The 25,273-nt window shown below is 68.6% G+C and carries 24 protein-coding genes; 2 read left to right on the forward strand and 22 right to left on the reverse strand.

Annotation, left to right across the window (positions count from 1 at the left end; all coding sequences use genetic code 11):
- Positions 1–226: 226 nt before the first annotated feature.
- From JD276_RS06820 to JD276_RS06895, 16 genes are all read right to left on the reverse strand, one after another.
- The gene (locus JD276_RS06820; RefSeq protein WP_031289979.1) at positions 227–1,711 is read right to left on the reverse strand and encodes a putative type IV secretion/conjugal transfer ATPase; all 1,485 of its coding nucleotides are present in this window, start codon (positions 1,709–1,711) and stop codon (positions 227–229) included.
- Positions 1,708–2,559, reverse strand: a complete 852-nt coding sequence (locus JD276_RS06825) for a hypothetical protein (RefSeq protein WP_200114919.1) — start codon at positions 2,557–2,559, stop codon at positions 1,708–1,710. Before JD276_RS06825 ends, JD276_RS06820 begins: the two co-directional genes overlap by 4 nt.
- Positions 2,560–2,620: 61 nt before the next feature.
- Positions 2,621–4,078, reverse strand: a complete 1,458-nt coding sequence (locus tag JD276_RS06830; RefSeq protein ID WP_200114920.1) for an SCO6880 family protein — start codon at positions 4,076–4,078, stop codon at positions 2,621–2,623.
- Between the two features lie 3 nt (positions 4,079–4,081).
- Positions 4,082–5,404 (reverse strand): TrbL/VirB6 family protein, encoded by a 1,323-nt coding sequence (locus JD276_RS06835; RefSeq protein ID WP_017883882.1) that lies wholly within the window; start codon positions 5,402–5,404, stop codon positions 4,082–4,084.
- 17 nt (positions 5,405–5,421) lie between these two features.
- Positions 5,422–5,694, reverse strand: a complete 273-nt coding sequence (locus JD276_RS06840; RefSeq protein ID WP_017883881.1) for a DUF6112 family protein — start codon at positions 5,692–5,694, stop codon at positions 5,422–5,424.
- A gap of 83 nt (positions 5,695–5,777) precedes the next feature.
- Complete coding sequence (locus tag JD276_RS06845; protein WP_024356150.1) at positions 5,778–6,044, reverse strand: DUF6112 family protein; 267 nt, start codon at positions 6,042–6,044, stop codon at positions 5,778–5,780.
- The gene (locus JD276_RS06850; RefSeq protein ID WP_024356149.1) at positions 6,041–7,210 is read right to left on the reverse strand and encodes a M23 family metallopeptidase; all 1,170 of its coding nucleotides are present in this window, start codon (positions 7,208–7,210) and stop codon (positions 6,041–6,043) included. Before JD276_RS06850 ends, JD276_RS06845 begins: the two co-directional genes overlap by 4 nt.
- Positions 7,211–7,226: 16 nt before the next feature.
- Entirely contained in the window at positions 7,227–7,889 is a 663-nt protein-coding gene (locus tag JD276_RS06855) for a hypothetical protein (protein WP_024356148.1), read from the reverse strand.
- An 87-nt stretch (positions 7,890–7,976) separates the two neighbouring features.
- Entirely contained in the window at positions 7,977–9,080 is a 1,104-nt protein-coding gene (locus tag JD276_RS06860) for a ParB N-terminal domain-containing protein (protein ID WP_017883877.1), read from the reverse strand.
- The gene (locus JD276_RS06865; protein ID WP_024356147.1) at positions 9,067–9,945 is read right to left on the reverse strand and encodes a hypothetical protein; all 879 of its coding nucleotides are present in this window, start codon (positions 9,943–9,945) and stop codon (positions 9,067–9,069) included. Before JD276_RS06865 ends, JD276_RS06860 begins: the two co-directional genes overlap by 14 nt.
- A 93-nt stretch (positions 9,946–10,038) precedes the next feature.
- Complete coding sequence (locus JD276_RS06870; RefSeq protein WP_024356146.1) at positions 10,039–10,515, reverse strand: hypothetical protein; 477 nt, start codon at positions 10,513–10,515, stop codon at positions 10,039–10,041.
- Complete coding sequence (locus tag JD276_RS06875; RefSeq protein WP_200115068.1) at positions 10,488–11,348, reverse strand: DUF2637 domain-containing protein; 861 nt, start codon at positions 11,346–11,348, stop codon at positions 10,488–10,490. The genes JD276_RS06870 and JD276_RS06875 overlap by 28 nt, the downstream gene beginning before the upstream one ends.
- A gap of 2 nt (positions 11,349–11,350) precedes the next feature.
- Positions 11,351–12,256 (reverse strand): bifunctional DNA primase/polymerase, encoded by a 906-nt coding sequence (locus JD276_RS06880; protein WP_029746569.1) that lies wholly within the window; start codon positions 12,254–12,256, stop codon positions 11,351–11,353.
- A complete protein-coding gene (locus JD276_RS06885) occupies positions 12,256–13,362 on the reverse strand; it encodes an ArdC-like ssDNA-binding domain-containing protein (protein WP_017883872.1) in 1,107 nt (368 codons plus the stop codon). Before JD276_RS06885 ends, JD276_RS06880 begins: the two co-directional genes overlap by 1 nt.
- A 232-nt stretch (positions 13,363–13,594) precedes the next feature.
- Positions 13,595–14,542, reverse strand: coding sequence for a helix-turn-helix domain-containing protein (locus tag JD276_RS06890; RefSeq protein WP_051066184.1), 948 nt, complete (start codon positions 14,540–14,542; stop codon positions 13,595–13,597).
- Positions 14,543–14,921: 379 nt separating this feature from the next.
- Entirely contained in the window at positions 14,922–15,704 is a 783-nt protein-coding gene (locus JD276_RS06895) for a DNA cytosine methyltransferase (protein WP_017883870.1), read from the reverse strand.
- 334 nt (positions 15,705–16,038) lie between these two features.
- On the opposite strand from JD276_RS06895, the gene JD276_RS06900 reads away from it, so the two are divergent.
- Positions 16,039–16,482, forward strand: a complete 444-nt coding sequence (locus tag JD276_RS06900) for a hypothetical protein (protein ID WP_017883869.1) — start codon at positions 16,039–16,041, stop codon at positions 16,480–16,482.
- 368 nt (positions 16,483–16,850) lie between these two features.
- Here the strand turns inward: JD276_RS06900 and JD276_RS06905 are convergent, their stop codons facing one another.
- From JD276_RS06905 to JD276_RS06920, 4 genes are all read right to left on the reverse strand, one after another.
- Positions 16,851–19,040, reverse strand: a complete 2,190-nt coding sequence (locus JD276_RS06905; RefSeq protein ID WP_076623916.1) for a heavy metal translocating P-type ATPase — start codon at positions 19,038–19,040, stop codon at positions 16,851–16,853.
- A gap of 105 nt (positions 19,041–19,145) precedes the next feature.
- Positions 19,146–19,415, reverse strand: a complete 270-nt coding sequence (locus tag JD276_RS06910) for a YHS domain-containing protein (RefSeq protein WP_017883867.1) — start codon at positions 19,413–19,415, stop codon at positions 19,146–19,148.
- A gap of 94 nt (positions 19,416–19,509) precedes the next feature.
- Positions 19,510–20,907 (reverse strand): IS30 family transposase, encoded by a 1,398-nt coding sequence (locus JD276_RS06915; RefSeq protein WP_200114922.1) that lies wholly within the window; start codon positions 20,905–20,907, stop codon positions 19,510–19,512.
- 143 nt (positions 20,908–21,050) lie between these two features.
- Positions 21,051–22,625 (reverse strand): MFS transporter, encoded by a 1,575-nt coding sequence (locus tag JD276_RS06920; protein ID WP_200114923.1) that lies wholly within the window; start codon positions 22,623–22,625, stop codon positions 21,051–21,053.
- A 162-nt stretch (positions 22,626–22,787) separates the two neighbouring features.
- Here JD276_RS06920 and JD276_RS06925 point away from each other — a divergent pair, with 162 nt between their 5' ends.
- Entirely contained in the window at positions 22,788–23,426 is a 639-nt protein-coding gene (locus JD276_RS06925) for a TetR/AcrR family transcriptional regulator (protein ID WP_024356142.1), read from the forward strand.
- 27 nt (positions 23,427–23,453) lie between these two features.
- On the opposite strand, the gene JD276_RS06930 is transcribed toward JD276_RS06925, so the two are convergent.
- Both JD276_RS06930 and JD276_RS06935 read right to left on the reverse strand, forming a co-directional pair.
- Positions 23,454–23,702 (reverse strand): hypothetical protein, encoded by a 249-nt coding sequence (locus JD276_RS06930; protein ID WP_017882575.1) that lies wholly within the window; start codon positions 23,700–23,702, stop codon positions 23,454–23,456.
- A 30-nt stretch (positions 23,703–23,732) separates the two neighbouring features.
- Positions 23,733–25,238 (reverse strand): multicopper oxidase family protein, encoded by a 1,506-nt coding sequence (locus JD276_RS06935; RefSeq protein ID WP_017882576.1) that lies wholly within the window; start codon positions 25,236–25,238, stop codon positions 23,733–23,735.
- Positions 25,239–25,273 lie beyond the last annotated feature (35 nt).

The raw sequence follows: 25,273 nt of genomic DNA on the forward strand, positions 1-25,273 counted from the left end.
TATACAGCAAGCACTGAACTATTGTCGATGATGGCGAACCATGCACCCGCGACCCAGCAGCGGCACTCCCGCCCCCGCGGAGCCCTCACGACACCCGCACCGGCGGGCGCGGTACAGTCGCAGAGGAGGCAGTTCCTCGAACATCCACCCGCACCCACACCAAAACGACGGCACGGGCGGAAGTTCCCGCCAAAACCGTCAATATTCACCGGAACATCTAGGTTTTTTAGAGCATTCGGGCGCGGGTGTCGAAGAGTTCCAGTTCGGCGGGGTGTAACTGCGCTTGCACGACGAAGCTGCGGTCTTTGATCTTCCAGAGGCCCTGCCCGATGCCGAGCCCAGGGAGAAGTGAGCGTTCGGTTCCGGTGAGTCCGAGGGTTTGTGCGGTGACGCCGAGCTGATCGCTCTCTTGCCGGTACACGATCCTCGTTTCGGCGTTCGCGAGCAGCGACGATGCGAGGGCGCGCATTCTGGAGCCTTGGTCGCCGACGTTCTCCAAGTCGGTGAGCTTGTGGAAGATGAGCAGGTTGCTGATGCCGTAGTGGCGGGCGAGCCGCCATTGCGCATCCATGCGGGCAAGCAAGCTTGGGTAGGACATGAGGCGCCAGGCTTCGTCGTAGACGACGAAGCGCTGACCGCCGGACGGGTCTTGGAGCGCTGATTCCATCCACGCCGCAGAGCAGGTCATGAGCACGGCGAGCAGGGCGCTGTTCTCCGAGACGCGGGACAGGTCGAGGGAGAGCATCGGCAGCGTCGGGTCGAACTTCTCCGTCGACGGCCCATCGAACAAGCCGCTGAGATCCCCGGCGACCAGCCGTCGGAGCGCGTGCCCGAGCATCCGCCCGTCTTCTGCGAGCCGGCCGTCGGGATCGTCCGCCGATGAGGGCGAGAGGATGCGGTCGACGACCATCGGTAGGATCGGCACCTCCGCTGATCTGACGGCGTCTGCGAGAGCGATATCGATCGCGGTGTGCTCGACCGGAGAGAGCCGCCGGTCGAGCACGGTCTCCGCGAGGGCGCCGATGAGATCCCGGCGGCGGGCTGCGACCTGTGTAGCCCAGTCGGCGTCCGGGATGCCCGCGGCCCGGTATCCCTCATCGAGCGGGTTCAAACGGGTCGGGAGCGAGGGGCCGAGGACGATCGCGCGGCCCCCGACGGCGCGGGCGACGGGGGTGTGCTCGCCTTTCGGGTCGCCGGGAACGTAGACGCGCCGCCCGAACGGGAGCGCCCTCGTGTAGAGCGCTTTCGCAAGCGACGACTTCCCGCTTCCGACGATCCCGGCGAGGATCAGGTTCGGGGCGGTGATGACGCCTTGCCGGTACAGCTCCCACGGGTCGTACACGAAAGATCCGCCGGAGTAGAGGTCTTGTCCGATGAAGGTGCCGGCGGAGCCGAGCCCGCCTTCGGCGAGGAACGGGTAATGCCCCGACAGCGTGGCCGAGGTGTCCTGGTGGCGCGGGAGCCGGAACCGGCCCGGCGTGCACAACGCCGCCGGTCCCTCCTCTCCGGCACGAGGCAGGTAGCGAGTGGCACGGCGGGCTTCGCGTGCTGCTGCCGCCTCCGCCCGCAACTTCGCCACAGTTTCGGCGCGGGCTTCGGCGTGGATGCGGGCGGCGGCCTGGGCGCGGGCTTTCCGGTGCCGGCGGAGCTCTCCTTCGGGCCCGACGAGCACCGAGGTATGCAGACGTCCCGGATCGGTGTCGTCGCTCATCGGCCGAGCCCCCGCCCCGTCTGCCTGCCGGGCTGCTCGCGGCGGATGGCCGGGGTGCCGAGGCGGTCTCGCCGCGACTGCTCCCGCGCGGCCTCGCGCGCGAGGATCGGCCCCGCCCGCACCCCAGACGGGGCGGCGATCGCAGACGACGGCGATTCGGTAGTGGTGGCGGCGTGGCGGGGGTCTTCGAGGCCGAGCAGCACCGGGGACGGGAGGACGTCCATGTGCCGGTAGAGGGCGAGGTGCCGGTGATCCTGGTTGTAGACCAGCGTGTAGGCGTCCAACTGGGCAGTGCAGTCGAGGAGGCCTTGCGGCGGCGTGTCGTAGACGTACCCGTTCTCGAGCGCGGCATCCACGGTCTCGTCACCGTAGTCGTAGCCCGCGAGTTCCTGGATCACGGCATCGGCGCCGCCCTGGTCGATGAGGTCGAGGAGCCGGTCGGCTTCGCCGCCTTGCAGGAAGACCACGTTGATCCGATGCCCGACTTCCGGCATTTCTGCGGCGGGGTGCCAGGCGATCCGGCCCGCCGCCGCGGATGCCGCATCGAGGCGTCGTTCCGCCTCACCGATGAGCGCCGCCGCCTGCCGCAGCTCCCCGGCGGTCGTGAGTGCATCGCGGACGCCCGTGGCGCGGTCTCCGGCGTCGTCGGCGGCGCGGTCGCGCGAGCTCTCGTGGGCGGTGGCGATCTGGGTGAGGACTTGTTCGAGGGATCGGACGCTGCCGAGGAGATCGCCGAGCACCCCGTACATGTCCTCCGGCTGCTCGAAGGTGCGGCTGGCGTGCGCGAGCGCCCGCATCGCCTCATAGGCTTCCTCCGCGTCAGCGACGGGATCGGTGAAGGTCAGCATGTCCGATGCTCCAATCGTGAAGATGATTCGTATGCCAGGTGCGCGAAGGTTCGCCGCTGGTTCAGATGGGGCGGCAGAGCGGGAGCGCGGCCGCGGTGAAGGCCTGCGCCTGCTGGCCGACCAGGCGGCGGGTTTCGCAGGACGCCTGGATCGCGGCCTGCTCGATCTGCGATACCGCGGCATCCAGTTCCCCATTGGTGGGTGCGGAGACGGAGACGAGGCCGACGACGCGGAGCACCCCGTGCCCCGCGGTCAGCTCAGATTCTTGTTGCAGCACGTCGCCGTATTCGGCGGTGGCCTGGGTGTCTTCGACCTGGCCGATCTTCCGGCGCTGGGCGGCGTCGGCGACCATCTCGGTCTTCTTCCGCCGCAAATCCCTGGCGGCCTGATCCGCCCGCACCGGCAGATAGTGCAGCGACAAGGAGCGCAGCACCCCGCCGGTCAGCACGAGCGGGGCGAGGAACCCGGGGAAGGTCTGCGCCCTCGGCCATTCGCTGATCCACAGCACCGCGTGGTGCGCGCTGTCGGAGCGCAGCCGGTCCCAGGCCTCGTTCACCGCAACCGGGCCCGCGGTCGCGAGCTCCCGGCCGAGCGCGCCGTGACGTTCCAAGGCGGGGCCGGCGGCGGGGTCATAGGCGGTGCGGAGGATCAGGGCGACATCACCCGGGGTGAGCCATCCCGTCATCTGCAGCTCGGCGGAGCGCAGCGCGGTCTGGAACGACTGCATCTCCTGCCCGAGCACCACCGCCGCTCCCTTCATGCCGCCGCCCGCGGAACGGATCTGCCGGGTAGCGGCTCGCATGTCAAGGGAGAGCGACACGGTGGTGGCGTGGCGTTCCCCGGCGGGGCCCGCCCGTTCGATGAGCTCCCGGTAGGTGTTCGCCGCCCAGGAGCCGTCGTCGTGGCCGTGTTCGCGCCACCACTCGGTCAGCCCCGACCCGGAATCGGGCAGGGTGCGCTCTTGCACCTGGATGCGGGCGATCCTCCCGGACCGGCACGCGGCCGCAAGGACGCGACCCCAGACACGGCGCTGCTGCTCGCCGGGGTCGAGAAGCACGAACGCGGGATGCGCCACCCCGCACACGACGGTGAGGGTCTGGGCGTGCGGGTCGTGGATCATCGCCGCCCCCGTCTCGGGGTCCACCCATTCCCGGAGCGCGGCGAGGTCGCCGGGGAGCGCGAGCGTGCCCGCCGGGCGCGGCTTCACCACCCTGCGCCGATACTGGGTTTGCTTCGCGCGGGTGCGGAGGAGCCAGCGGGTGACGATCGGCGCCCACTCGATCAGCTTCCGCCCGCCGACGGGCACCCACGCGATCACCACCAGGGATGCCCACGCCGGCGACGACCAGGCAAGGCCCTGTCCGCCGCCCGTGTAGAGGCCGGTGACGATGATGCCGAGCGCGGTCGCGAGGACGAGAAGCTGTGGCAGGGAGAGGCCGAGGAGCAGGCCGCGCTTGGTGAGGCGAGAGAACTGCACCGGACGCAGCTCGAGCGACGCTTCGGAGGTGTTCGCGCTCATGGGTTACTGCTTCCCGGTCGGGGCGGGCGGATCGGTCCTTGGCGGCGAGGGCGGCGGGAGCACCGCGGGCGGCTGCTGCACCGGCGGCCCAGGCGGCGGAGCCGCCGGCTCGGACGCACTACCCGCGTGCCCGTCCGCTGCGTCACCGATGGCCTCGCCGATCTTCGGGCCCGCGGTCGCGGTCTCTTTCACGACGACTCCTGCGGCGACGGCCGCCGCGACCGGCGGCGCAGCAGCCGCAGCCGGGGCGGCCGGTGCGGCCGTGCCTCCGGTGGCAGCCGGGGCTGCGGTGCCGGCCGCGGCAGGCGCCGCCGCTGGTGCTGGGGTGGGTGTGGGCTTCGGCGTTCCGGCGCCCTTGCCGGTGTCTGCGCCGTTGAGCACTTGCTTCGGGGCGGGGCCGTTCGGCTTCGACGGGAGCGGGACGGGCCGGTTGAGGGCGTTCTTCGCCTCCTGCTCCATCGAGGACGCCTGATACATGTCGAAGCCCACGAAGCTCAGGAACTTGTACGCCAGGTACGGGGCGAACGCGGCGACGAACAGCAGCACGATCCCGGCGATGGGTTCGGACAGGGATTTCAGGTCGAGGCTGATGGGTGCGGCGACCTGGGTGGTGGCGATGAGGAAGATCACCACGATCACGAGCTTCGACGCGATCAGCGCGACCACGAACGTCGCCCACTTCCCGAACCAGCCGCGGGACGCTTCCCAGGTGAGGCCGGCGAGCGCGACCGGGCCGAACACGATCGCGACCAGCAGCAAGGCCTTCCGGATGAGGAGGCTGAACCAGAGGATGAAGATCGCGGCGATCATGAGGCCCGCGAGAAAGATCGTCAGCAGCGCCCCCGCACCCCCAGCAACCGAGGTGATGGTGACCGCGGTGATGAGGAGCGCGAGCCGGTCGTCCATGCTCTCGATCGTCTGCCCGGTGGCCTGGATGATGCCGACGCAGAGCTGATCGGTGATTTCGAGCAGCAGGGCGGTGCAGGTGATGAGCACGAACGAGCCGAGCACCGATTTCGCGACCCCGAGCGCGGCGCGGGTGAGTGCGGACGGGTCGCGGCGGGCGAGGCCGGTGATGAGCTGGAAGCAGAAGAACAGGAGCGTCACGAACACGGCGATGCCGAACAGGATGTTGTAGACCTTCACGTATCCGTCGCTGGTGACGTCGACCGAGGTGGTGGTGGAGAACACGTCCCACATGCCCTGGAACAGGGTGGACACGGCGAGCCCCATCGCGGAGGCGATCCACCCGAAGAAGAGGCCGGCGGGGCCCTCGCCGATCGCGGTGCAGACGGTGGAGACGCCGGGGATGTCGCAGATACTCACCCTGAACCACCACCCGGCTAGTTGACGGCCTGGCCGACGGTCCAGAAGAAGTTGATGAGCGTGACGGCCGCACCAGCGAGCACCGCCGCACCGCACGACACGAGCACGCCCGTCTTTCCCCTCGACGCGAGGTGCGGGTTGCTGCTATTCGCGCCGAAGCCCCAGACGATCGCGGACACGATGAGCGCCAGCACGCTGAGGATGAGGCCGACGGTCATCACCGCGCCGACGATGTCGCGCAGTTGCGCGATCCCCGGAAGCCCGTTGCTGTTCGGGTCGATATCGATCATGGTTGGGCACTCCTGCCGGTCGGTGAAGCGGACGCGATCCGTCCGACAAGCAGGTGCACTCAGCAGGCCCGGTGGCCGAGCCCTTAGATGCGGTCGCCGATGGTGAGGAGAAAGTTCGCCCAGGCGATGCCGGCGCCGGCGAGGGCTGCGGTGCCGAGGGCGACGAACACGCCGACGCGGGCTTTCTGCGCCGTGTAGGGGTTCCCGGTGTGGGAGGCGATGGCCCAGATGGTTGCAGAGACGAGGAGGGTGAGCACGGCGCCGATGAGGACGTAGGTGAGGAGCGCGCCGATCACCGACGCGAACTCCCCGGATGCGCCGACGGCGCCGAAGTCGGGAAACACGTTCACCGGGCACCTCCAAGGTTCGCGCGACACCCGGGCGCGCCCGTCGTGCCGTCACTCGGGACCGCGCCGTGCTGCGCCAGCCACTCGACTGCGTTCACCGGGGGCTGGGCCTGCCCGCCGGGGCGGATCTCGACGTGCAGGTGCGGGCCGGTCGAGCGGCCGGAGGAGCCGACATCGCCGATGTGCTGCCCGGCCGCGACGGTCTCCCCGCTGGTGACGTAGATGCCGTCCTGCCACATGTGCGCGTAATAGGACGCGACCCGGGCGCCTTGGACGGTGTGTTCGATGACGATGAGGCCGCCCCATCCGGAGCTGAACTCCGCGACGGTCACGCGGCCGTCGGCGACCGCGTAGATCGGGGTGCCGTCGGCGGCGGCGAGGTCGGAGCCGGAGTGAAACTGCCGCTCGCCGGTGAAGGGGTCGGTGCGCCAGCCGAAGCTATCCGTGTTCGTGTACGAGCCCTCGGGAAGCGGGAACACGACGCGGCTGGTCTCCGGCACCGCCCCGCCACGGTTCCCGCCGCCGCTGGGGGCGGGCTTGGTGAGGGCGGTGAGGATCGCTTCGGCGACGGGCTGCCAGTTCCGGTACCGATCCGGGAACGCCGACACTTCGACGGCTTGCGCGGCGGAGCCTGGGTCCATCTGCTGCCAGCCGGGAATGTCGAGCAGGCCCCGCGGCGAGGGGAAGTTCGGGCCCTGCTCACCACCGTAGAACGCCTTCGCCTGATAGGTCGGGTTCATAAGCTCAGCGACCGTACCCCAGCCCGCGGCCGGCCGCATCTGGAACAACCCCAGGCTGTCGTGATCGGAGGCGTCGCCGTCGTTCGGGTAGTTCCCGGATTCGGGGTAGGCGCCGGTGTTGGCGAGCATCCGCAGCCGGGACTCGGTGAGCGCCGCCATGAGCGCGATGCGCACACCCGCCTGGCCGACGCCGGGGATGCTCGCCCCGGTGGTGATGATCGTCGCCGCGTGGGTGAGCTGCCGCTTCTCGAGCGTAACCGAGGTGCCATCGGCAGTGGTCGCGGCGAGCTTGTCCGGGATCGGGCCGACCGTCAGGGAATCCGTGAGGCAGAACCCTAACGGGCCCATGAACGCTCCCATGCCGACCAGCGCGGTCGACGGTCCGACGCAGAACAGCACCAAGAACAGGACGAGCAGCTTCTTCACCATCACCGAGCCGTCCTCGCTATCGGAGCGGGGTGTCGAGAGCGGAGAGCCGCAGCAGCCGGCAGTCCTCGTCGTCCGGGCAGGCGGCGAAGATCGTGAACGACACCGGGCGCGCATCGGTAACGCCCTGCCCTTCCCAGACGCCGGTCCGGTGCCGGGTGCCGGTGACTGTGTACGCGGTCGCACCCGGCAGGAGCGTGCCGGGGCGGGCGTCGGCGGCGATGCCCGCCCAGCTCTCGGGAAAGGTGATCGTGTCGATGGTGAGCCATTGCCGGGTCGAGTAGTTCCGCAGTTCGGCCCAGGCGGCATCGTCTGGGAGGTAGGCGCGGAGGTCTGCGGCGAGGCCTGGTGCTTCGTCCGGGTCCGCGACATCGATGATCGCCTGCATGTACTCGTGCGGGCTGTAGCCGAGGCCGGTATCCCACGCGAACAGCCCCTCGGCTACGTCCCGCGCAAACCGTTCCGCGTCTGAGACGGCCGGGAGCTCGCGCGGCGAGAGATCCCGGTCAGCACCAGGCGTCTCGGACGCCGAGACGCGGGGGCCGGGTGATGATTCGGGGGCGGGGCCGCGCAGCAGGCCATAGATGCCGGCGCCGACGAGCAGGGCAAGGACGATGCCGCCGCCGATGAGGGCGATGCGCAGGCGCCGCGACGCCTGCTCCGGCTCGGTGGTCTGACGCATACGGGCTTCCTTCCGGCGAACGGGCGAGTTCGGTACCCGGAAGGTGCACACGCACAGCCGGCGGCTCGTAGCCGCCGGCAGGCAGGTTTAGACGGCCTGCACCTCCGTGCTGCCCGCCGCAGCGTTTTCGCGGGCGGCGCGGATGAGGGCGAAGAACGCGATGGTCTCGGCGAGCACGGCTTCGGCGCGCTCCCACTCCGCCCCGGTCAGTTCCGCGGCGAGGGTGCCCGGGTCGTATTTCTGGGTCCAGCCGTCCATGTCGGCCCAGAGCGCGACGAACGCGCGCGGCGGCAGCACCACGAGCGTCAGCTTCGGACGCTCCACCGGCCGTACCGGCTTCTTGCCCTTCTTGCGACCCGTGGAGGTGATGCGGGCGATCGCCGCAGCGGCGAGCTGCGCGAGCTCCGCCGTCCGTGCCTCCCTGGCGGCTGCGGCACGCACTTGCTCGGCAGAGGCGGCGGCCTGCATGCGCACGGGGTCCGGCTGGGCGGGGTTGACGGCGATCCGGTCGAGCTCGTGCAGGGAGAGGGCGGTGTTCATGCGCAGGTGCGCGCCGTGCACTTTCCCGCCGGCCTCGATCCGCGCCAGCTCCTCGACGGCCTGGGCGCGGATGTGCTCGGGTCGGGTGTCGTCGTTTGCGAGATCCTTCAATCTGCCGATTTGTTCGAGCATCGTCTGCGATCCGTGCCCGGTGACCATGCGGGCGGCCTGCACCCGGGCTTCCCCGGCGGAGCGCGGTGCCGTCGATTCGACGGCACCGTGGACTTCCGCAGAATCCTGCGGATTCTCGCCGTCGGCTCCGAACCGTGTTGCGGCCTGCCGGCGGGCGGCGTCTTCGGCGAGCACGACCTTCAGCTCCCGGTAGAGGGATTCGGCTTCGATCAGGGAGAGGGGTTTGTGCAGCGAGTTGTCGTTCTGTTCCGCGAGGAGCTGGGAGAGGCGGCCGGAGAGGTTCGACCGCACCCACACGTTCGTGGAGCGCTGCCCGAGCAGGCGCAGCGCTTCGAGGCGGCGGCGCCCGCAGACGAGCACCCCGTCCGGGGTGACGGTGATCGGCTGCAACAGGCCCTCTGCACGGATGGACTCGGCGAGCGCCGGAATGTCGCCGAGGTCGGTGCGGTGGCGCTTCCCGACGGTGATGGAGTCGAGGGAGCGTTCCAGCTCGATATGCCCCGGGCTACTGGCAGCCATGGCAGCCACCTCCGTCTGGGGTGGACAGCACCACCTCCGACAGCACCCGGTCGTCGGCGAGGAGCGCGCGGAGGGGTTCGCCGGTGACCAGGCGGTGCAGGATGCCGCGTGCGGCGCTGGTGTGCGCCTGGTTCGGGTCCGGCGTCCCCAGCGCCACCCGCAGCATCGCAAGCCACGAGGCGGCGGGGATGTCGAGGAGGGCGCGGGCGTGGTAGTCGCGGCGCAGCGACTCGAACGCGGAAGCCCGCGACGCTGATTCTGCGAGCCGGGTGATGATGTACTCGATCCCGCCCCGTGCAGCCTCGACCGGCCAGCCGAGCAGATGGAACAGCGCGACCGCGTCTTCGACGGCCTGCCCCACCCGGGCGGGGGTCTCGTCGTGCTCGGGTTCCTCGATGAGGTCGGGGGCGGGGATTGTGAGGCTGTGGTGGTAGTCGGTCAGCGGGTTCTCCCGGTCCGAGAAGCGCTCTGCGTCGTGGTGGGTGGAGAACTTCGGTCGCCGCGCCTGATGCACGGAGCACAGCAGCCCGTTCGCGCGTTCCTCGGCGATGCAGGTCACTTTCACTGCGCGGGTGATGACGGCCCAGGGGTCGTCGGCGCGCCTCACGGCGCCGGTGCGCATCGCGTCGAACGCCGCGGCGGCCGCTTCCCACGGGTCGAGGCCGTGCCGGCGCGCGAGCGCGGCGTACTTGTCGGCCGCGTGCCGCATGAGGGCTGCGACTTCGGGGTCGTGCCGCCACGCCCATCGGCCTTCCTCGTGCAGGCGGATCAGCAGGGCGCGGAGCCCTTCGGAATGCTCGAACCCCCACCGCGCATCCCGTTCGGGACGTGCGGCAGGGGTGCTCTTCGTGCGGGTCTGGTTCATGATGACGGCACCTCCTACATGGCAGGTGCGCCCCGCGTGCCTGGGGCCGGGAAGGTCCTGCGCGAACCGGGCTGCTGACTCGTGCATGGCGGATCACCTCAGCCCCATCCCCGAACGCGCGGGCTCCGGTCGTGTCTGGCGTCTGCGGCCCCGGATCGACAGATCGGGCAATCGCGATGCCCGCTCACTCCGGACCGCACGCTGTTCGGCGCGGTCCTGCTTGCGGTCGGCGCGGGCGTCGCGGAGGCGCTGGGCGAGCTCGGCCCGCAGATCGAGCCCCCACCCGGTCGCGCGGGCGCCGCCCTGCATCGCCAGCTCGGTCGGCCGCACCCACCGAATCTGCGTCCGCCGCTTCGCCTCAGCATCCGGCTCGGCTTCTACCGTGTCGCGCTCGGCGCGGTCGCTCCCGGTCAGGGAGGGGTCGCGGTGTACGGCGAGCATCGACCGCTCCGCCTCCACCTGCTCAGGCCCGCCCGGCGAGGTTCGTTCGGCGTTCATCGCCGCAGCGAGCGCGGGATGCAGACGCGACCGCGCCGCCTCCGCTACTTCGGGGCCGTGTTCGTGGTACATGACGGGTCCTCCTCGTCTCTGGGGTCATCTGCAGCCGTCGCGGCTGCTGCATCGGTCGTTGGCATAGCGATGACTGGCTGTTCGGTGCCGGGCTCGGCTTCCGGCGTGGGGCTGGGTTGCGGGAGCCAGCGGCCGACGGTCGAGGGGTGCACGTCGAGGTAGCGGGCGATCTTCTTGTTCGACCAGCCGCCCGCCCGCAGCACCTCCGCCACCTCACGCCGCGACCACCCATCCCGCCCCTGCTCTGGCATCGGCGGATCACCCGCTTCGGCGCCGGGCTCCGCATCGGGCGCCAGCACCGCAGCGAGCACCGGCGCTCGGAGCGCCGGTTCCAGCGACGCCACCGGCACCGGCCCGCCCGGCCGCTCCGCGGCCTCGACGTGCAGTTCCGCGGCTTCCTCAGCAGCCGTCTCAGGGGCCGGTTTGGGTTGGTGGCGGGTGAGGATCACGGTGAGGTGCGTGATCGCGAGCAGCACCAGCGGTGGCACTGCCGCAACCGACGCCGCGAGCACCGCAGGCACATCCGCATCGGCGGCGACGATCGCGTGGATCGAGTTCGCCGTCACCGACAACCCAGCTCCAGCGATGAGCAGCATCCAGGGGTACCAGGCGGTGCGGGTGCCGGCGAGCGCGACGACGGCGACGGTCGCAACGACGATGACGCCGTCCACGATCAGCGGCCACGCCCACGCCTGCCCCTCCTCGATCCCGGAGCGGCGGGCGAGATCGGCCAGCGCAATGAAGGAAAGCCAGAACGCCCCGCACGCGATCAACACCGTCCCCGCCACCGCCGTCACCACGGCGAGCCAGCCACCCCGGCGCTCCCTCCTCATGTTCATGCGAGCACCCGCCCTCGATCAACTGGGGCACGCTGCGCAACCGGGCGCGCCGTGGCAGGTGCGGGTGCTGCCGGGGTGGTGTTCGGAGTGCGGTAGGCGGAGCGGATCGTGCGCTCGATCTCCCGCGGCGGCAAGCCAATCCCTTCCGCAACCGGCCCGAGCGCCTGAAACGCTTCCGCCAATGTGGCGCCGTTCTCCGCGAGGCGGCACGACGCCCAGAACAGGCCCTGGTTCCGTTCGCCTTCGCCTTGCCCTTCCAGCCATGCCGCGATCCGCTTCGCCCGCTCCTCCACAGTGCCGCGGAACGGGCGCGCCTCCCACGACGACCGCACGGGCCTCGGGTCCAGAAACTCCCGCAGCGCGCCCGCGTCGACGGGATGCACGTCGCCAGTGGCGAGGTCGAGGAGCTGATACGCGACCGTCTCGCCGTCGATGATCGTTCTCGACGGCGGGGCGACGATGTAACCAGCGGTGCCTCGGAAATCGAGCTGCGCCGCCCCCGACGCCCACGACCGCTGCTCGATGGCGGCTGCCGGATAATAGGCGTGCAACCCGCCCGACGGGGTGACGACCTGCACCGCCCACCCATCGAGCAGGCCCGCCTCGGTGGCCTGCTGCCAAGAGGCGGGACCGCGCGGCGGGTCGCCCTTCACATCGACATCGACAACCTCGATCCCCGAGATGGGGCCGGTCGGGATGCCGATGTTCGCATCCGGCCACCGCCGCCACCACGCCTCAACCTGCGCGGGATCGGTGCTGGCATCCTTGAAACCATGCGCGACGAGCGGCCGCTTCTCACCCGGCACACAAGGAAACACCGGCACCCCCAGCGAAACATAGTGGCGGGCGGCGTCCGCGAGACTCATGCGGGCGACCGGCGCGAGGAGCTGTTCGACGTCCATCACAGCCCCCGCACCAGCGACGAGGAACGCGCCGACCGTGCCGCAGCTGGCTTCCGCGCGGACGAGCGGGCCGACGGCTTACGCTCGACCTGCTTCGCCGCCGAGACTTCGGGACCCTCGCGGGTGAGGCCCGGCGGGGTGCCGTCGCCAAGCTGTTCGGTGTCGAGCCGATCCAGGATCTCGACGGCGACCTTCCGCACCCGCTCCGCGGTCGCCTGCACCACCTGGATCGGGTTCTTCCCGTCGGCGGCCATCGCCCACCCCGACACATACGGGATCGTGAAGGCGGTCGTGTCCATCCCGTGCGCGGCCCCGACCATGAGCGCGACGGACTCGGCTTCGACTTCGCCGATCCCGCGATGCTGGCGGGCTTCCTCCTGGTCGGGGCCGTGCATCTTCACGTGCGCGAGCTCGTGCACGAGGGTCTTCACCTGGGCGGCATCGTCCATATTCGTCCGCACCGCCACCTGCCGAGTGTCGAAGTTCGTGCTGCCGTTCGCGCCGTGGATCATGCCCTCGTGCGGCACCGGCAAGAACTGGAACCCAGCCTCGGCAACCTGCCGGATCAGCCCATCACGAAGCCCCGCCGGGGCCTCGCCTTCGAGAAGCTGCGGCGAAGGCGGGAGCGGCACATCCGGGCCGCTGGTTTGAGAGATGTCGAAGACGTAGGCGACTTTCGCGCCGATCATCCGCGACCTGACGACCTCGCCCGGCTTCGGCTGCTCTTTCGGGGCGAGCTTGCGCCACGACATCGGACCAGCAGGAGTCTTCGACGCGAACTTCCCGGTCACCGGCGCGAGAATCGCGTACCCCTTCTGCCCCTTCTGAACCTGGCGGCCGAGCTGCTCCCACTGCCGGAACCCGGCCACGTACGTCGGCATCGGCTCGGGCACCCGGCCGGCTTCCCAGGCGGCCTGATGCTGGGCGAAGATCAGCCACGAGTTGTTCACGCTGCGGGACCGGAACTTCGCCGCAAACGTCAGCGCCTGCTTCCAGTCTTCACCGGTGACCAGCTTCTCGACCTGCGCGTTCAGCTGCTCGCGCACCTCGTCGAGCTTCGCCTCCCGCGCGGCGCGCGCCTCTTCGGGGGTTCTCCTCGCAGCCATGACCGCCTCCTCTCGTCATCGGGGCGGCCCGAGAACGGGGTGCCCGTGCAAGCGAGGTACGCCGGGGATGCCGGCGGCGGGTCGAGACGGTCAGCGAACAGTAAGAGGTAGGTTGGCCGTCAGGACCCAACGGCACCTGACGTAGGACTACCGATAGCAGCCCATGAGAGATTCGTTCCCGCGGTCGGGCGAACTGCGTCCATTCCCTGCGCAGAGAATGTCTAAATGCTGGTCACAACGATTTTTCTTGCATCGCCCGGTACCGGCCCGGAGTGAGACCAGTGCATTCCCGAAAAGCCGTCGCAGCACGATTCCGACTCACCCACCCAACCAGGTTGCCGGCCTCGGCAATCGACACTCCAGACTCACGAAGGAGCCGCGCCATCTCCTCAACACGGAGCATCGTGAGATATGCCAGCGGCGTCTTCCCGTAAGCGTTCGTGAACACTCGGACGAGTTGCTTTTCGGAAAGGTGTACCGCTCCTGATAGTTCCGAGAGCAACCATGCACGGCGCACATCAGAGGCCAGGAGCTCTCGCACAGCACGGGCCTCGGCCCGCAGCGGTGCGAACCGCCGCCCACGCGGGACCGACGGGCGCGTGCGCGCCCGCTGAGCCGGAAGAGTGCGAGTCGGCGAGACGTGGATGAACGGGGACACCTGGTCGATCACCGCGTGCCAGAGCGCCTGCATCCGGTGGAATCGTTCCCGGTACTGCCCGTCGACGCTGAGCGCGACCAACTCATCAAGCCACGGCATCAGCATCCCGATCCGATCCTCACCAAGCCCCATCAACTGTGCGGGCTCGGTGTAGATCGTGTCCGCGACACTCTGCGACGCGAAGCGATCCTTGACGATATCGATGTACTGCCAGAAGAACTGATCCAGGATGAAATCGAGATCGAGATAGATCACCGTGACGGTGACGTGGCCCTCGGGTTGCGCGCCGCAGAGCACGTTCGCGCCGAGCAGCAGCACGTCACCGACCTTCGCGTGCTTCTCCCCAAACTCGCTGTAAACGATTGCCGATCCGTCGCGCACGGTGGCGAGCTTTACGCAGTCATAGGTCTCGGGGCCGACTGGTCGGTGAAAGGTGCGGGTGCGGGCGAGCAGTGGCTGGTAGCCACCAGTAGCCACCAGGTCCTGATTCGCCAGCGAAAGCCGATCGTTCCCGCTACTCATCGCTGACGCGCACATGGTGAGCCCGGCCAGATCAGAGAGCGGGCTCCCCATGAGCGCGTCAGAGGACTTGAGCGGGACACCTGGCTTCCTTCCGTCGAATTACTCCCATTGTCGCAGGAGGGCTTCGAGAGCCGCGGCCGCTTGGAGCGGGAGCACGCCGTTGCCGAGCGCGGTTATCTGTTGGTTCGCGGTCAGTACGTAAGCCGGGCCCGTAACCCAGCCCCGTTCAAGTCCCATCAGCCATTCGAGGAACGCCGGGGCCGGTCTCGGTCCGCCGGACTCATGAAGGAGTGCCGGGCTCGGAGCCGCACTCCCTGTGATGTACTCCCATCGGGCTATGGCGTCGGCGTATCGTCCCCAGCGGTGAAGATGCCATCTATCAGCGACCACAGACTCTCCGACTCGTTCCGACATTCGGTCGAGCCATTCGGCCCGTGCAAGGCGAGGTCGATGACCTGATGAGAGAGCGCGATTGTTCCCGCTCTCCCCGCCGCGGGAAGCGTCCGAGGCGAGCGGCGTGCGAAAGAGAATCGGCGCGATGCGCGAGAACGAAGACGCGGAACCGGGGATGCGGTGCGCCGATGAGGGAAGCGGGTAGGCCGATCCAGCGCGCGTCGTACCGGAGGTCGGCCAGGTCTCCGAGTACGGCGCCGAGCGCCCGGAGAGGTCGAGCTGGCTCGTCTCCCACACCCCAGAGGCCGGGTTCCAGATCGCGAAGGGTTGCGGGGTCAGGGGTTGCATCGGAGACTCCTTCGGGGGTTGCACGAACGGCGGATGCGGAGAGCAGACCGCGCACGTTCTCGATCACGACGTACTCGGGGCGCAAGCGGTCGATCGCGTCGGCCATGTGCGACCAGAGCCCGGAGCGGGTGCCAGGTGTGAGGCCGGCCATCTTCCCGACAGTCGAGACATCCTGACAGGGGAACCCGCCGCAGAGGATATCCACCGGCGGCACGTCCGCCCAGTTGATCGTGGTGATGTCGCCGAGGTTCGGCGCGTCCGGCCAGTGGTGCGCGAAGACGCGCTGCACGGGACTGATCTCGGAGAACCAGACCGTCTGCGCGTGGAGGGCATGTTCGACGGCGAGGTCGAGACCGCCGTAGCCGGAGAACAACGACCCGACGCGGAGAAGCGCGGCGCTTGGGGCGGGGTCTTCTCGCATCGGGGCTCCCGGTGATCGGTGCTCCCGGCCCGCACGCCCAGTGCTGCCGGATGGTCACCTCTCAGGTGCACCCCGCGCCCACCTCGAACGCTCGGAACTCTCACTCGCAAGTTCCGTCGCCGACGCACGCCAGCCTGACCTCGCCGAGGCGCAGGCGATCAGCTCGTCGTACGTCTCGTTCCTGACCTTCCACGCGTCTTGCATCTGCGGTTTGACGCGTGCATCACTCGCCTCAGAAGTCACACGCTGCTCGCGCCGATCTGCTCGTTGCGCCGTAGCTGTCTACGCGCACCTTCTTCCTGACCGAGACTCCACGGAGGAAGGGACGCGCGCCATGAGCACGGGAGCACCGAGGTACCAGCCAGCCCAGTTCGAGGCGTCGGGGTGGGAGTCGGGCACGCCGGAGCGCAAGGCCCGGTTCGTGAACTCGCTGCTGCGGTTCATCGCTGCTGACTTCCCGCGTGAGCGCTTCACCCGATCCCTGTACGGCGGGTTTTCCACTCACGGCTGCTTCGGGTTCATCGCGCACTACAACCTCGACGGCTTCTACGAAGCCCAGCTCTCCACCCCAGACCGACGCGCCCGCTTCCTCCACGACCTGCGCCAGGAATGCGAACGCGACGCCCGGCATGATCGGCCTGATCTATGGAGCGACGTGAAACGCGTGCTCGCCGAACGTCTGCAACCCCAGGAACTGCAGCCACCAGCCCGACGGCTGCCAGCACCTACGCGGCGGCACTCCTCGCCGAGCAGGCGCGACTGCCGGACGCTCTTCTGACCCGGCACCGGGGTGGGGGGGGGGGGGGGGGGGGGGGGGGGGGTGGGGGTCCACCTGCACCCCCCCCCCCAACCCGATTGCACCTGCTTGTGGGGAGAGCGGAGCCGTTTGAGGCGATGGTTCAGTCGCTAGCGCGAGGGGACTTGAACTGACCTCGACCCCCTCGCGCCGCGAATCTCGGGCGAGCATTCTACTGTATGAAATCAACGATCTACGGCATCTAACCTGTGGATAACTCCACCGCGATACCCCGACCTACAGGCTGCTTAGCACTTTCGTTAGCACTTTTCGCAGCCCGAGCTAGGAGTCGTGCAAATTGCAGAGTAGCTAGCCACCGCATAGGCATGATGGGGAAGTTTCACGGGCTCTCAAGCTGAGCGATCCAGGATCCGGGCGGTGCTGGCCTCTGGGGTGAGGTCGAGCCTGCGGAGTAACTGCGCGTTGAGGGCGACGACGACGGTGGAGACGGACATGAGGATCGCCCCGATGCTCATCGGCAGTACGAAGCCGATCGGCGCGAGGACGCCCGCGGCCAGCGGCACGGAGACGAGGTTGTAGCCGGCCGCCCACCACAGGTTCTGCTTCATCTTCCGGTACGCCGCGCGGGAGAGCTCGATGACGGACAGCACCGACCGGGGATCGGAGGAGGCCAGGATCACACCCGCCGAGCCGATCGCCACGTCGGTGCCCGCCCCGATCGCGATGCCGACGTCGGCCTGGGCGAGTGCGGGAGCGTCGTTCACGCCGTCGCCGACCATGGCGACCCGGCGACCTTCGTGCTGCAGCTCGGCGACCTTGGCGGCCTTGTCCTCGGGGCGCACCCCGGCGAACACGCGGTCGATGCCGAGATCCCGCGCGACCGTCTCGGCGACGGCCCGCGCGTCGCCGGTGATCATCACGACCTGGACCCCGGCGGCGTGCAGCGCGTCGACGGCCTCGCGCGACTCGGGTCTGATCTCGTCGGCCAGCCGCAGGGCGCCGATGACCTTGCCGTCGGCGATCACGTGCAGGATGATCGCGCCCTCTTCGCGCCAGGTGTCGGCGACGGGGAGTTCGTCCGCCCCGTGCTGGTCGAGCAGGTACGGTCCGCCGACCTCGATGACGATTCCATCGACGGTCGCCTTGACGCCGACCGCCGGGGAGGATGAGAAGTCCGAGGCCACGGGCACGTCGAGCTCCCTGGCGCGCGCGGCGCCGACGATCGCGCGGGCGAGCGGGTGCTCGCTGTCGGCCTCCGCGGCGGCGGCCAGGGCCAGCACCTCGGCCTCGGTCCGGGTGTCGGCGGGATCGATGGCGGTCACCGTCGGCTCGCCCTTGGTGAGGGTGCCGGTCTTGTCGAACAGAATCGCATCCACGGTGCGCATAGACTCCAGCGCGAGGCGATCCTTGACGAGCACTCCGCCGCGGGCGGCGCGTTCGGTCGCGATGGACACCACCAGCGGGATCGCCAGGCCGAGCGCGTGCGGGCAGGCGATGACCAGCACGGTGATCGTGCGCACCACGGCGGCGTCGGGCAGCCCGACGAGCGACCAGATAGTGGCGGTGATTGCCGCCGCGCCCAGGGCGAACCAGAACAGCCACGCCGCCGCGGTGTCGGCGATCCGCTGCGCCCGGGACGAGGACGCCTGAGCGTCTGCGACGAGCTTCTGGATACCGGCGAGGGCGGTGTCGTCGCCGGTGGCGGTGACCTCGACGCGCAGGCCGGAGTCGGTGGCGACGGTGCCGGCGACCACCTGATCGCCGGTCTCCCGGCGCACCGTCTTCGACTCGCCGGTGACCATCGACTCGTCCATCGAGGCCGCCCCGTCGACGATCCTGCCATCAGCGGGTACCGAGGAACCCGGGCGCACGATCACCACGTCGCCGACGGCCAGATCAGCAGGAGCGACCTTTGCTACGTCGTTGCCGTCGATTTTCTCGGCCTCGTCGGGCAGCAGCGCGGCGAGCGAGTCGAGGGCGGAGGTGGTCTGCGCGAGCGAGCGCATCTCGATCCAGTGCCCCAGCAGCATGATGACAACCAGCAGCGCCAGCTCCCACCAGAAGTTCAGCTCGTGGTGCAGCATGCCGAGGCTCGCACCCCAGGAGGCGAGGAATGCGACGGTGATCGCCAGTGCGATGAGCAGCATCATGCCCGGCTTGCGGGAGCGGATCTCGCTCAGCCCGCCCGAGAGGAACGGCCTGCCGCCCCAGAGGTAGACGACCGTGCCCAGGATCGGCGACACCCACGGCACCCACGCGGCCTCGGGCAGCTGATAGCCGACGAGGTGGGCGAACATGTCGTTGCAGGCCACCACCGGCACGGCGAGCACGAGCATGATCCAGAACAAGCGCCGGAATTGCCCGACGTGATCCCCGTGTCCGGCATGCCCATGATCATGTCCGCCGTGTCCCTCGTGGTGCGCGTGGGCGTCGTGGTGATGGCTGGAAGGCTCGCCGTGACTCTGGTGGTGGTCGTGCGAGTGGTGACCGGAGTGGGTGTTCGGCTCGTCGTGGTGCGCGTGCTGAACGTCCACGTGCTCAGGATGCGCGTGCGATCGTGTCGAGGGATCGTTGCTCATGGTCTCGTCTCCTTCGTTCGTCACCCCAGCCCAGAGGCGAGACCGGGGCGAAGGTTCCGCGCTCCCGTGCACGTCCGCACGTCGGGAGCGCGGAACCAGATGCCGTCAGGCGGCGTAGGCGTAGCGGTCGGGGTCGGCGTCGAACAGGGGCCCGCAGGCCGCGCAGCAGAACCAGTACCGCTGCCCGTTGTGGTCGCGGTAGAGTCCGGCGGCCTCAGCGTCGGCCTTCACGACCGGGGTGCCGGCCATGACCTGGCACTCGGTCATCGCATCGGCCGGCGTCTGGGCGATGGTCTCCGCACTGGGCGTATGGTCGCAGCAGCTGCCACCCGTGGCGGAGGTGTCGGTGAGGTTGAGGTTCTCGTATGCAGTCATCAGGTAGATCTCTTCCTTTGGTTGATTACGGTTCGATCGGATACGGATCAGATCGCAAGTGAGCGCCCGGCGGCTTGTAGTTGCATGACCGGATTCAACCGGTCGATGCAACACCAGCTTGTTGAACCAAGAATAACTGCTCATTAAACGCTTCTGCCGGTGTCTTCCATCCAAGAGATTTCCGTGGTCTGCTGTTCAACGCATGAGCGACCGCCTCGAGATCCTCAGCACCCCACCTGGAAAGATCCGTCCCCTTCGGAAAATACTGACGTAGCAGCCCGTTCGTGTTCTCGTTCGTGCCGCGCTGCCAAGGCGATTGCGGGTCAGCGAAGAACACCGGGATCCCAGTCTCCACCCTGAATTGGGCATGCGCAGACATCTCTTTCCCACGATCCCAGGTAAGCGACCTCACCAGCTCAGTCGGCAGCATCGACATGGTGTTCGCAAGAGCATTCTTCATCGTGATGGCCCCGTACCCGCCAAGCGCTGGCCCATTCTTCGGGGTCTGCTTATGCCGGTAACCTTCTTCGCGCGGCAGGTGCACCAGCTTGGTGTATCTCGTCGTCCGCTCGACCACAGTGCCAATCGCCGAACGCTCCAGGCCGATAAGCAAATCACCTTCCCAATGGCCAGGAACCGCCCGATCAGCCACCTCTGCGGGGCGCTCACTGATCAGCGTTTCCGGGGTGACATGCGCCCACGTCTTCCGACGCGACCGCTCCCTGGGCGCCCGCAACGCTCTCCCCGTCCGCAAACACCACACCAGCTCACGCTTCAGCGCGCCACGCCCCTCAATATATAGCGACTGGTAGATCGCTTCGTGACTAATTCGCATACTCTCATCATCGGGGAAATCAACCCGGAGCCGGTTCGCGATCTGCTCCGGGCTCCACGCCCACACCCACGCCCGATCCTTGCGATGCGGTTTGTTCCGTCCCGTGAACCGCGGAGAGACAGGTCCGGCAATTGCCGTCCCATCTGGGTGGGTGATCTCCCCGCTCAACCGTTGCTGCACATACTCCCGAAGCTTGGGGTTCGCCACGAGCTTCGCGACTTTCGGACGCTTCGCGGCCATGTCGGCTTTCCATTGTGCAACCGACGCCCGATACCCCCGGTTCGTGCTGCGTGTCGCTGCATTCCTTCGTAACTCGCGAGATATCGTGCCAGGATCGCGACCAATGACGTGCGCGATCTCGCGCACCCCTTTACCTTGCACACGAAGCAACGCGATCTCTTCACGCTCCACGAACGACAAATACCGGCCCGAGGGTTGGTCCTTCAGAGTGAATGGTGACATACCCCCAGCATTCCGGAACCACCGTGCCGTCACCGCAGGCGCAACCCCGATCTGTTCGGCAGCTTCCTCAGCGAGGAGCCCCTGCGCGATGAGCTTCCAGAACCCAGCCTCGACCGGTCGCTGATACTTCGGATGCCCCGGCGACCTGAGTTTCGGACGGACCGCCCGGTCCGCGTTCTGTTGTCTACGTGCCATTCCACACCTCCGTATTCGAGGTGTTGCGACCACCGGTTGAATCCGCCATGTATCTGCCACTCATTATGGTGACTCGCTCCCGCATTCTCGTGACAATCTTCTCGGGCTTTCGCTAGGACATGGCTCCTCCAACACAATACCCCTTAGGGGTATTCCTGGCTGGTGTGAACTTCCTCAGCGAGGCGCTGCGCTTGCCCGGTGGGGCGGATGTGACGCAGGCGGGTAGCGGCGATGATCGCGGCCACCGCGGCGATGACCGCGGAGACGATCGCCGCCATGTTCAGGCCGCCGGAGAAGGCCGCCTGTGCGGCGGCGATCAGCTGTTCGCCCAGCGCGCCGGGCAGTTCCGCAGCGGCGGCGAGGGCGCCGTCGATGCTGTCCGACGCGGCGGCCGCGGCCTCCGGGGAGAGCCCGTCGGGCAGGGTGCCGTCGATCCGGTTGCGGTAGGCGGCGAGGCCGACGCTGCCGATGACGGCGACACCGAGCGAGATGCCCAGGTCGTTCGCCGTGGTCGCCAGCCCCGAGGCGCCGCCGGTCTTCTCCGGGGGCACCGAGCCCACCACGAGCTCGGTGGTCAGTGCCATCGAGGGGGCGACGCCGGGGTAGGTGATCACGAAGCTCGCGATCACCAGCGCCAGGCCTGTGCCGGCGTCGAGCTGGGTGAACAGGATGTAGCCGACGACCTGGGTGAGCAGGCCGATCGCGATCACGTTCCCGGGCCGGAACTTCCGTGCGAAGACCGGCGAGAGGGTCGAGACGACGATCAGCACCGCCGCCGCAGGCAGGATCGCCAGGCCCGCCTGCAAGGGCGAGAGGCCTTGCACCGTCTGGAGGTACTGGGTGAACAGCGAGTACACCCCACCCAGTGCCGCCGCCGAGAGCAGGAACACCGCCAGCGCACCGGAGACGGTGCGATTGGCGAACAGCCGCACGTCCAGCAGGGGCTGCTTGGCGCGCAGCTGCCGGAGCGTGAACCACAGCCCGATCAGCACGCCTGCGGCGAGCAGCCCGAGTGTGGGCCCGACGGGCTCTTGGGCGGCGAAGCGCTTGATGCTGTAGATGATCGCGAGCAGCCCGCCGACCAGCAGCAGGGCGCTGAACAGGTCGATCTTCGCCGACGGATCGCGGTGCTCGGGCACGAGGATTGGGGCGCCGATGGCGACGAGCGCCATGATTGGCACCGCGACGAGGAACGTCGCCTGCCAGCCAAACCCTTCCAGCAGCAGGCCGGACAGGAGTGGGCCGAGGGCGACGCCGGCGGAGATACCGCCCGCCCAGACCCCGATGGAGACGCCGCGCTGTTTCGCGTCGGCGAAGATCACGAAGATCAGTCCGATCGTTGCGGGCACCATCATCGCTGCGGCCAGTCCGAGGACGGCGCGCCAGACGATCATCAGCTCGGGGATCGTGGTCAGGGACGCCGCGATGGAGACGGCAGCGAACAGGGACGCGCCGATGACCATGAGCAGGCGCTTGCCCACCCGGTCGCCGAGCACGCCCATCGCGACGAGGAACCCGGCCATCACGAAGCCGTAGATGTCGAGAATCCACAGCAGCTGCGTGCTCGTCGGGTTCAGGTCCGCGGCGAGGTTCGGGGCTGCCAGGAACAGGATCGTCAGCATCATGAACAGCAGCGTCGAGGGGATCACCAGCACGGCGAGCCCCCACCACTGCCTCGCCCCGGCCTTCGGGGCCGCGGGGGTGCCGGGCGCGCTCATGTCGCACCCCCTCGGGGTGTGCGTGTCGTGGTCATGGTCGTGTGCTCCTCTCTGCCGGATCGCCGCCCGGGCGGGCGACCTCCCGCACAAGTCGTATATGTGTGTACGAGTTGCAACGAATACAATATCTCATACATTCCAGTACGACTTGTGAGGTAGAGCATGGCGACGAAGAACGCCCAGCCGACCGGCGGCGCTCGACGTGGCCCGGCGACAGTGAGCCGGGCGGCTAACCAGCGCGCCGACGCGCAGCGCAACCGGGTAAAGATTCTGGCCGCGACAGTGACCGCGATCCGCAAGAACCTCGACGCGTCGGTCGCCGACATCGCTGCTGAGGCGGGAGTGGGCCGGATGACCCTTTATGGGCATTTCCAGACTCGCGCAGAGCTCATTGAGGCCGCACTGGTAGACAGTCTGGAACGCGCCGAGGACGTGCTCAGTCAGATCCCGCTGGACGGCGACCCGCGTGCGGCCTTCCAGCGACTCATTGCCTCCAGCTGGATGTTCGTCGACCAATCCCGTGCCCTGCTGGCCGCGGCACAGAAGGAACTCTCCGCCGCCCGCATTCGCGAGCTGCACGAGAAGGCTGAGGCGCGCATGCGCGGACTGCTGCTGCGCGGACAGCGCGAAGGTGCCTTCCGCGCCGACTTGCCGGTGTCCTGGCTGCTGACCACCACGCACGTCGTTCTCAACGGTGCGGCCGAGGAGGTGCGCACGGGCCGGATCGACCCTGACGATGCGCCATGGTTCATCGACGCGATCTTGCTGCCGGCCTTCACCGCCCCGCCGTCGGCGAGATGACCTCGCCCGCGTATTGCAGGGGCGAGGTCAAGGGGCTTTGCGTCCGGCGAGGACGCCACCGCCGAGGAGGAACAGGGCGCCCATCGGGTAGCCGGCGACGAGGTCGACCCAGCCCTCGGGCTGGGCGGGGCCGAAGGTTTCGAGGTGCGCGAGCCAATGCACGATGAGGATCACCGCACCGAGCGCCAGGAGCAGTTGACCTAGGCGCACGAAGCGGCGGTGTCGGCGGTAGGCGGAATCGGGGCCGGGGACGCCGGCTGGCTGCTGAGATTTCATGAGGTTGTGTGCTTTCACGCTGTGGATGGGCTACTGCTGGTAGGCGATAGTCGCCATCATCCCGGCTTCGCCGTGGTAGAGGTTGTGGCAGTGGGTGAGCCACCGGCCAGGATTGTCGGCGTCGAACTCGAGGCGGAAGCTCTGGCCGGGAAGCACGATCGAGGTGTCCTTGCGAGGGCCGCCATCGGGGTGCTGGTAGGTGTGCCCGTGCAGATGCATGGGATGCCACATCGTGGTCGAGTTCGTGATGGTGAGCGCGACCCGCTCCCCTTCACTGATCGCGAGGGCGTCGCGGAGGGGGTCGTCCATGTCCAGGCGGGTGCCGTTGATCGCCCAGTCGTATTTCTCCATGGTGCCCGTGAGTTCCAGGGCGATCGTGCGATCCGCGCGCTTGGGGGCCAGCGCCACCTCCTCCGCGGCCGTCAGGTCGGCCGCGATCGTGGGGGTGCGGGCCTGCGAGAGGGTGGTGCCTGCCGGGGGCGGGGAGCCGGCCCCTGTGGAGAGGATCGCGAGGGCCTGGTCGACTTTGCCGAGCGCCTCGGCGACGACGGCGAACATGCCGTCGCCGGCGGTGAGGATCGCGTCGTAGCGTTCCCCCATCCCAATCACGATGCTCTCCGCCTCGTGCGGCGCGACTGGGTACCCGTCGGTGTGGGTGATCGTAAGCTGATGCCCGGTGACCCCGAAGCGGAAGGCTGTGTCGCCACCGGCATTGATGATCCTGAGCCGGATCCGTTCCCCGGGTTTCGCAGTAAAGGTTTCAGGATCGAGCTGGGGGCGTCCATTGATGAGGTAGAGCGGATAGTAGACGTCGCCCGCATCGCCGCCGAGGAGGTCGGAGGTAGCACCCATGAGGGTATTGCCCATCCGCATCGGCATGCCGCCATGATCCATTCCGCCCATCCCGCCCATGCCGCGGCTGAGCTCAGCGAATACGTCGTCGGGGGTGGCGTTGATGCCGTCGAGCCAGTCGTCGAGCACGATCACCCATTCCCGGTCGTAGTCGCCCCGCTCCCGGGGGTCGTCGATGATGAGCGGCGCGTATAGACCCCGGTCGAGCTGCGTGCCGACATGGGGGTGGAACCAGTAGGTGCCCGCGTGCGGCAACGCGAACTCATAGGTGAACGTGTCGCCGGCCGCGATGGCAGGCTGCGTGAGACCCGGCACCCCGTCCATGTCGTTGCGCAGAGCGAGGCCGTGCCAATGCACGGTCGTCGGATCGGGGAGGTCATTGGTGAGGGTGACACGGAGCAGATCGCCGACGTTGCCGCGGATCGGCTCCGCAGCCGTCACACCCCGGTATCCCCAGGTCTTGACGGTCTTCCCGCCGAGATCCAGGGTGACCGGCTCAGCAGAGAGCGTGCGTGTGACTGTCTGACCCGTGGTCAGTCGGCTCGCCTCGGCCGCATCGACCGCGTCCGCCGTGGGCGAGAGGAACGCAGAGCTCTGCCTCGGGGTGCAGGCGGCCAAGCCCATCGCGGCAAGCGTCAGCGTGCCGGCGGCGAGGAACTGGCGGCGATTCAAAGAGCCGGTCATCAGTGGTCTTCCCGTGGTCGAGGATGGTTTGTGCG

This window comes from Leucobacter chromiisoli (assembly GCF_016522505.1).
In the GTDB taxonomy this organism is placed as follows: Bacteria; Actinomycetota; Actinomycetes; order Actinomycetales; family Microbacteriaceae; genus Leucobacter; species Leucobacter chromiisoli.

Bases quoted from the DNA above. Each gene is read 5' to 3' on its own strand.
- JD276_RS06935 (WP_017882576.1), bottom strand. From the start codon at position 25,238: ATGACCGGCTCTTTGAATCGCCGCCAGTTCCTCGCCGCCGGCACGCTG.
- JD276_RS06885 (WP_017883872.1), bottom strand. From the start codon at position 13,362: ATGGCTGCGAGGAGAACCCCCGAAGAGGCGCGCGCCGCGCGGGAGGCG.
- JD276_RS06915 (WP_200114922.1), bottom strand. From the start codon at position 20,907: ATGGCACGTAGACAACAGAACGCGGACCGGGCGGTCCGTCCGAAACTC.
- JD276_RS06910 (WP_017883867.1), bottom strand. From the start codon at position 19,415: ATGACTGCATACGAGAACCTCAACCTCACCGACACCTCCGCCACGGGT.
- JD276_RS06825 (WP_200114919.1), bottom strand. From the start codon at position 2,559: ATGCTGACCTTCACCGATCCCGTCGCTGACGCGGAGGAAGCCTATGAG.
- JD276_RS06865 (WP_024356147.1), bottom strand. From the start codon at position 9,945: ATGAACCAGACCCGCACGAAGAGCACCCCTGCCGCACGTCCCGAACGG.
- JD276_RS06875 (WP_200115068.1), bottom strand. From the start codon at position 11,348: ATGAGGAGGGAGCGCCGGGGTGGCTGGCTCGCCGTGGTGACGGCGGTG.
- JD276_RS06890 (WP_051066184.1), bottom strand. From the start codon at position 14,542: ATGAGTAGCGGGAACGATCGGCTTTCGCTGGCGAATCAGGACCTGGTG.
- JD276_RS06860 (WP_017883877.1), bottom strand. From the start codon at position 9,080: ATGGCTGCCAGTAGCCCGGGGCATATCGAGCTGGAACGCTCCCTCGAC.
- JD276_RS06840 (WP_017883881.1), bottom strand. From the start codon at position 5,694: ATGATCGATATCGACCCGAACAGCAACGGGCTTCCGGGGATCGCGCAA.
- JD276_RS06930 (WP_017882575.1), bottom strand. From the start codon at position 23,702: ATGAAATCTCAGCAGCCAGCCGGCGTCCCCGGCCCCGATTCCGCCTAC.
- JD276_RS06820 (WP_031289979.1), bottom strand. From the start codon at position 1,711: ATGAGCGACGACACCGATCCGGGACGTCTGCATACCTCGGTGCTCGTC.
- JD276_RS06830 (WP_200114920.1), bottom strand. From the start codon at position 4,078: ATGAGCGCGAACACCTCCGAAGCGTCGCTCGAGCTGCGTCCGGTGCAG.
- JD276_RS06920 (WP_200114923.1), bottom strand. From the start codon at position 22,625: ATGAGCGCGCCCGGCACCCCCGCGGCCCCGAAGGCCGGGGCGAGGCAG.
- JD276_RS06895 (WP_017883870.1), bottom strand. From the start codon at position 15,704: ATGCGAGAAGACCCCGCCCCAAGCGCCGCGCTTCTCCGCGTCGGGTCG.
- JD276_RS06925 (WP_024356142.1), top strand. From the start codon at position 22,788: ATGGCGACGAAGAACGCCCAGCCGACCGGCGGCGCTCGACGTGGCCCG.
- JD276_RS06855 (WP_024356148.1), bottom strand. From the start codon at position 7,889: ATGCGTCAGACCACCGAGCCGGAGCAGGCGTCGCGGCGCCTGCGCATC.
- JD276_RS06880 (WP_029746569.1), bottom strand. From the start codon at position 12,256: ATGGACGTCGAACAGCTCCTCGCGCCGGTCGCCCGCATGAGTCTCGCG.
- JD276_RS06900 (WP_017883869.1), top strand. From the start codon at position 16,039: ATGAGCACGGGAGCACCGAGGTACCAGCCAGCCCAGTTCGAGGCGTCG.
- JD276_RS06905 (WP_076623916.1), bottom strand. From the start codon at position 19,040: ATGAGCAACGATCCCTCGACACGATCGCACGCGCATCCTGAGCACGTG.
- JD276_RS06870 (WP_024356146.1), bottom strand. From the start codon at position 10,515: ATGTACCACGAACACGGCCCCGAAGTAGCGGAGGCGGCGCGGTCGCGT.
- JD276_RS06850 (WP_024356149.1), bottom strand. From the start codon at position 7,210: ATGGTGAAGAAGCTGCTCGTCCTGTTCTTGGTGCTGTTCTGCGTCGGA.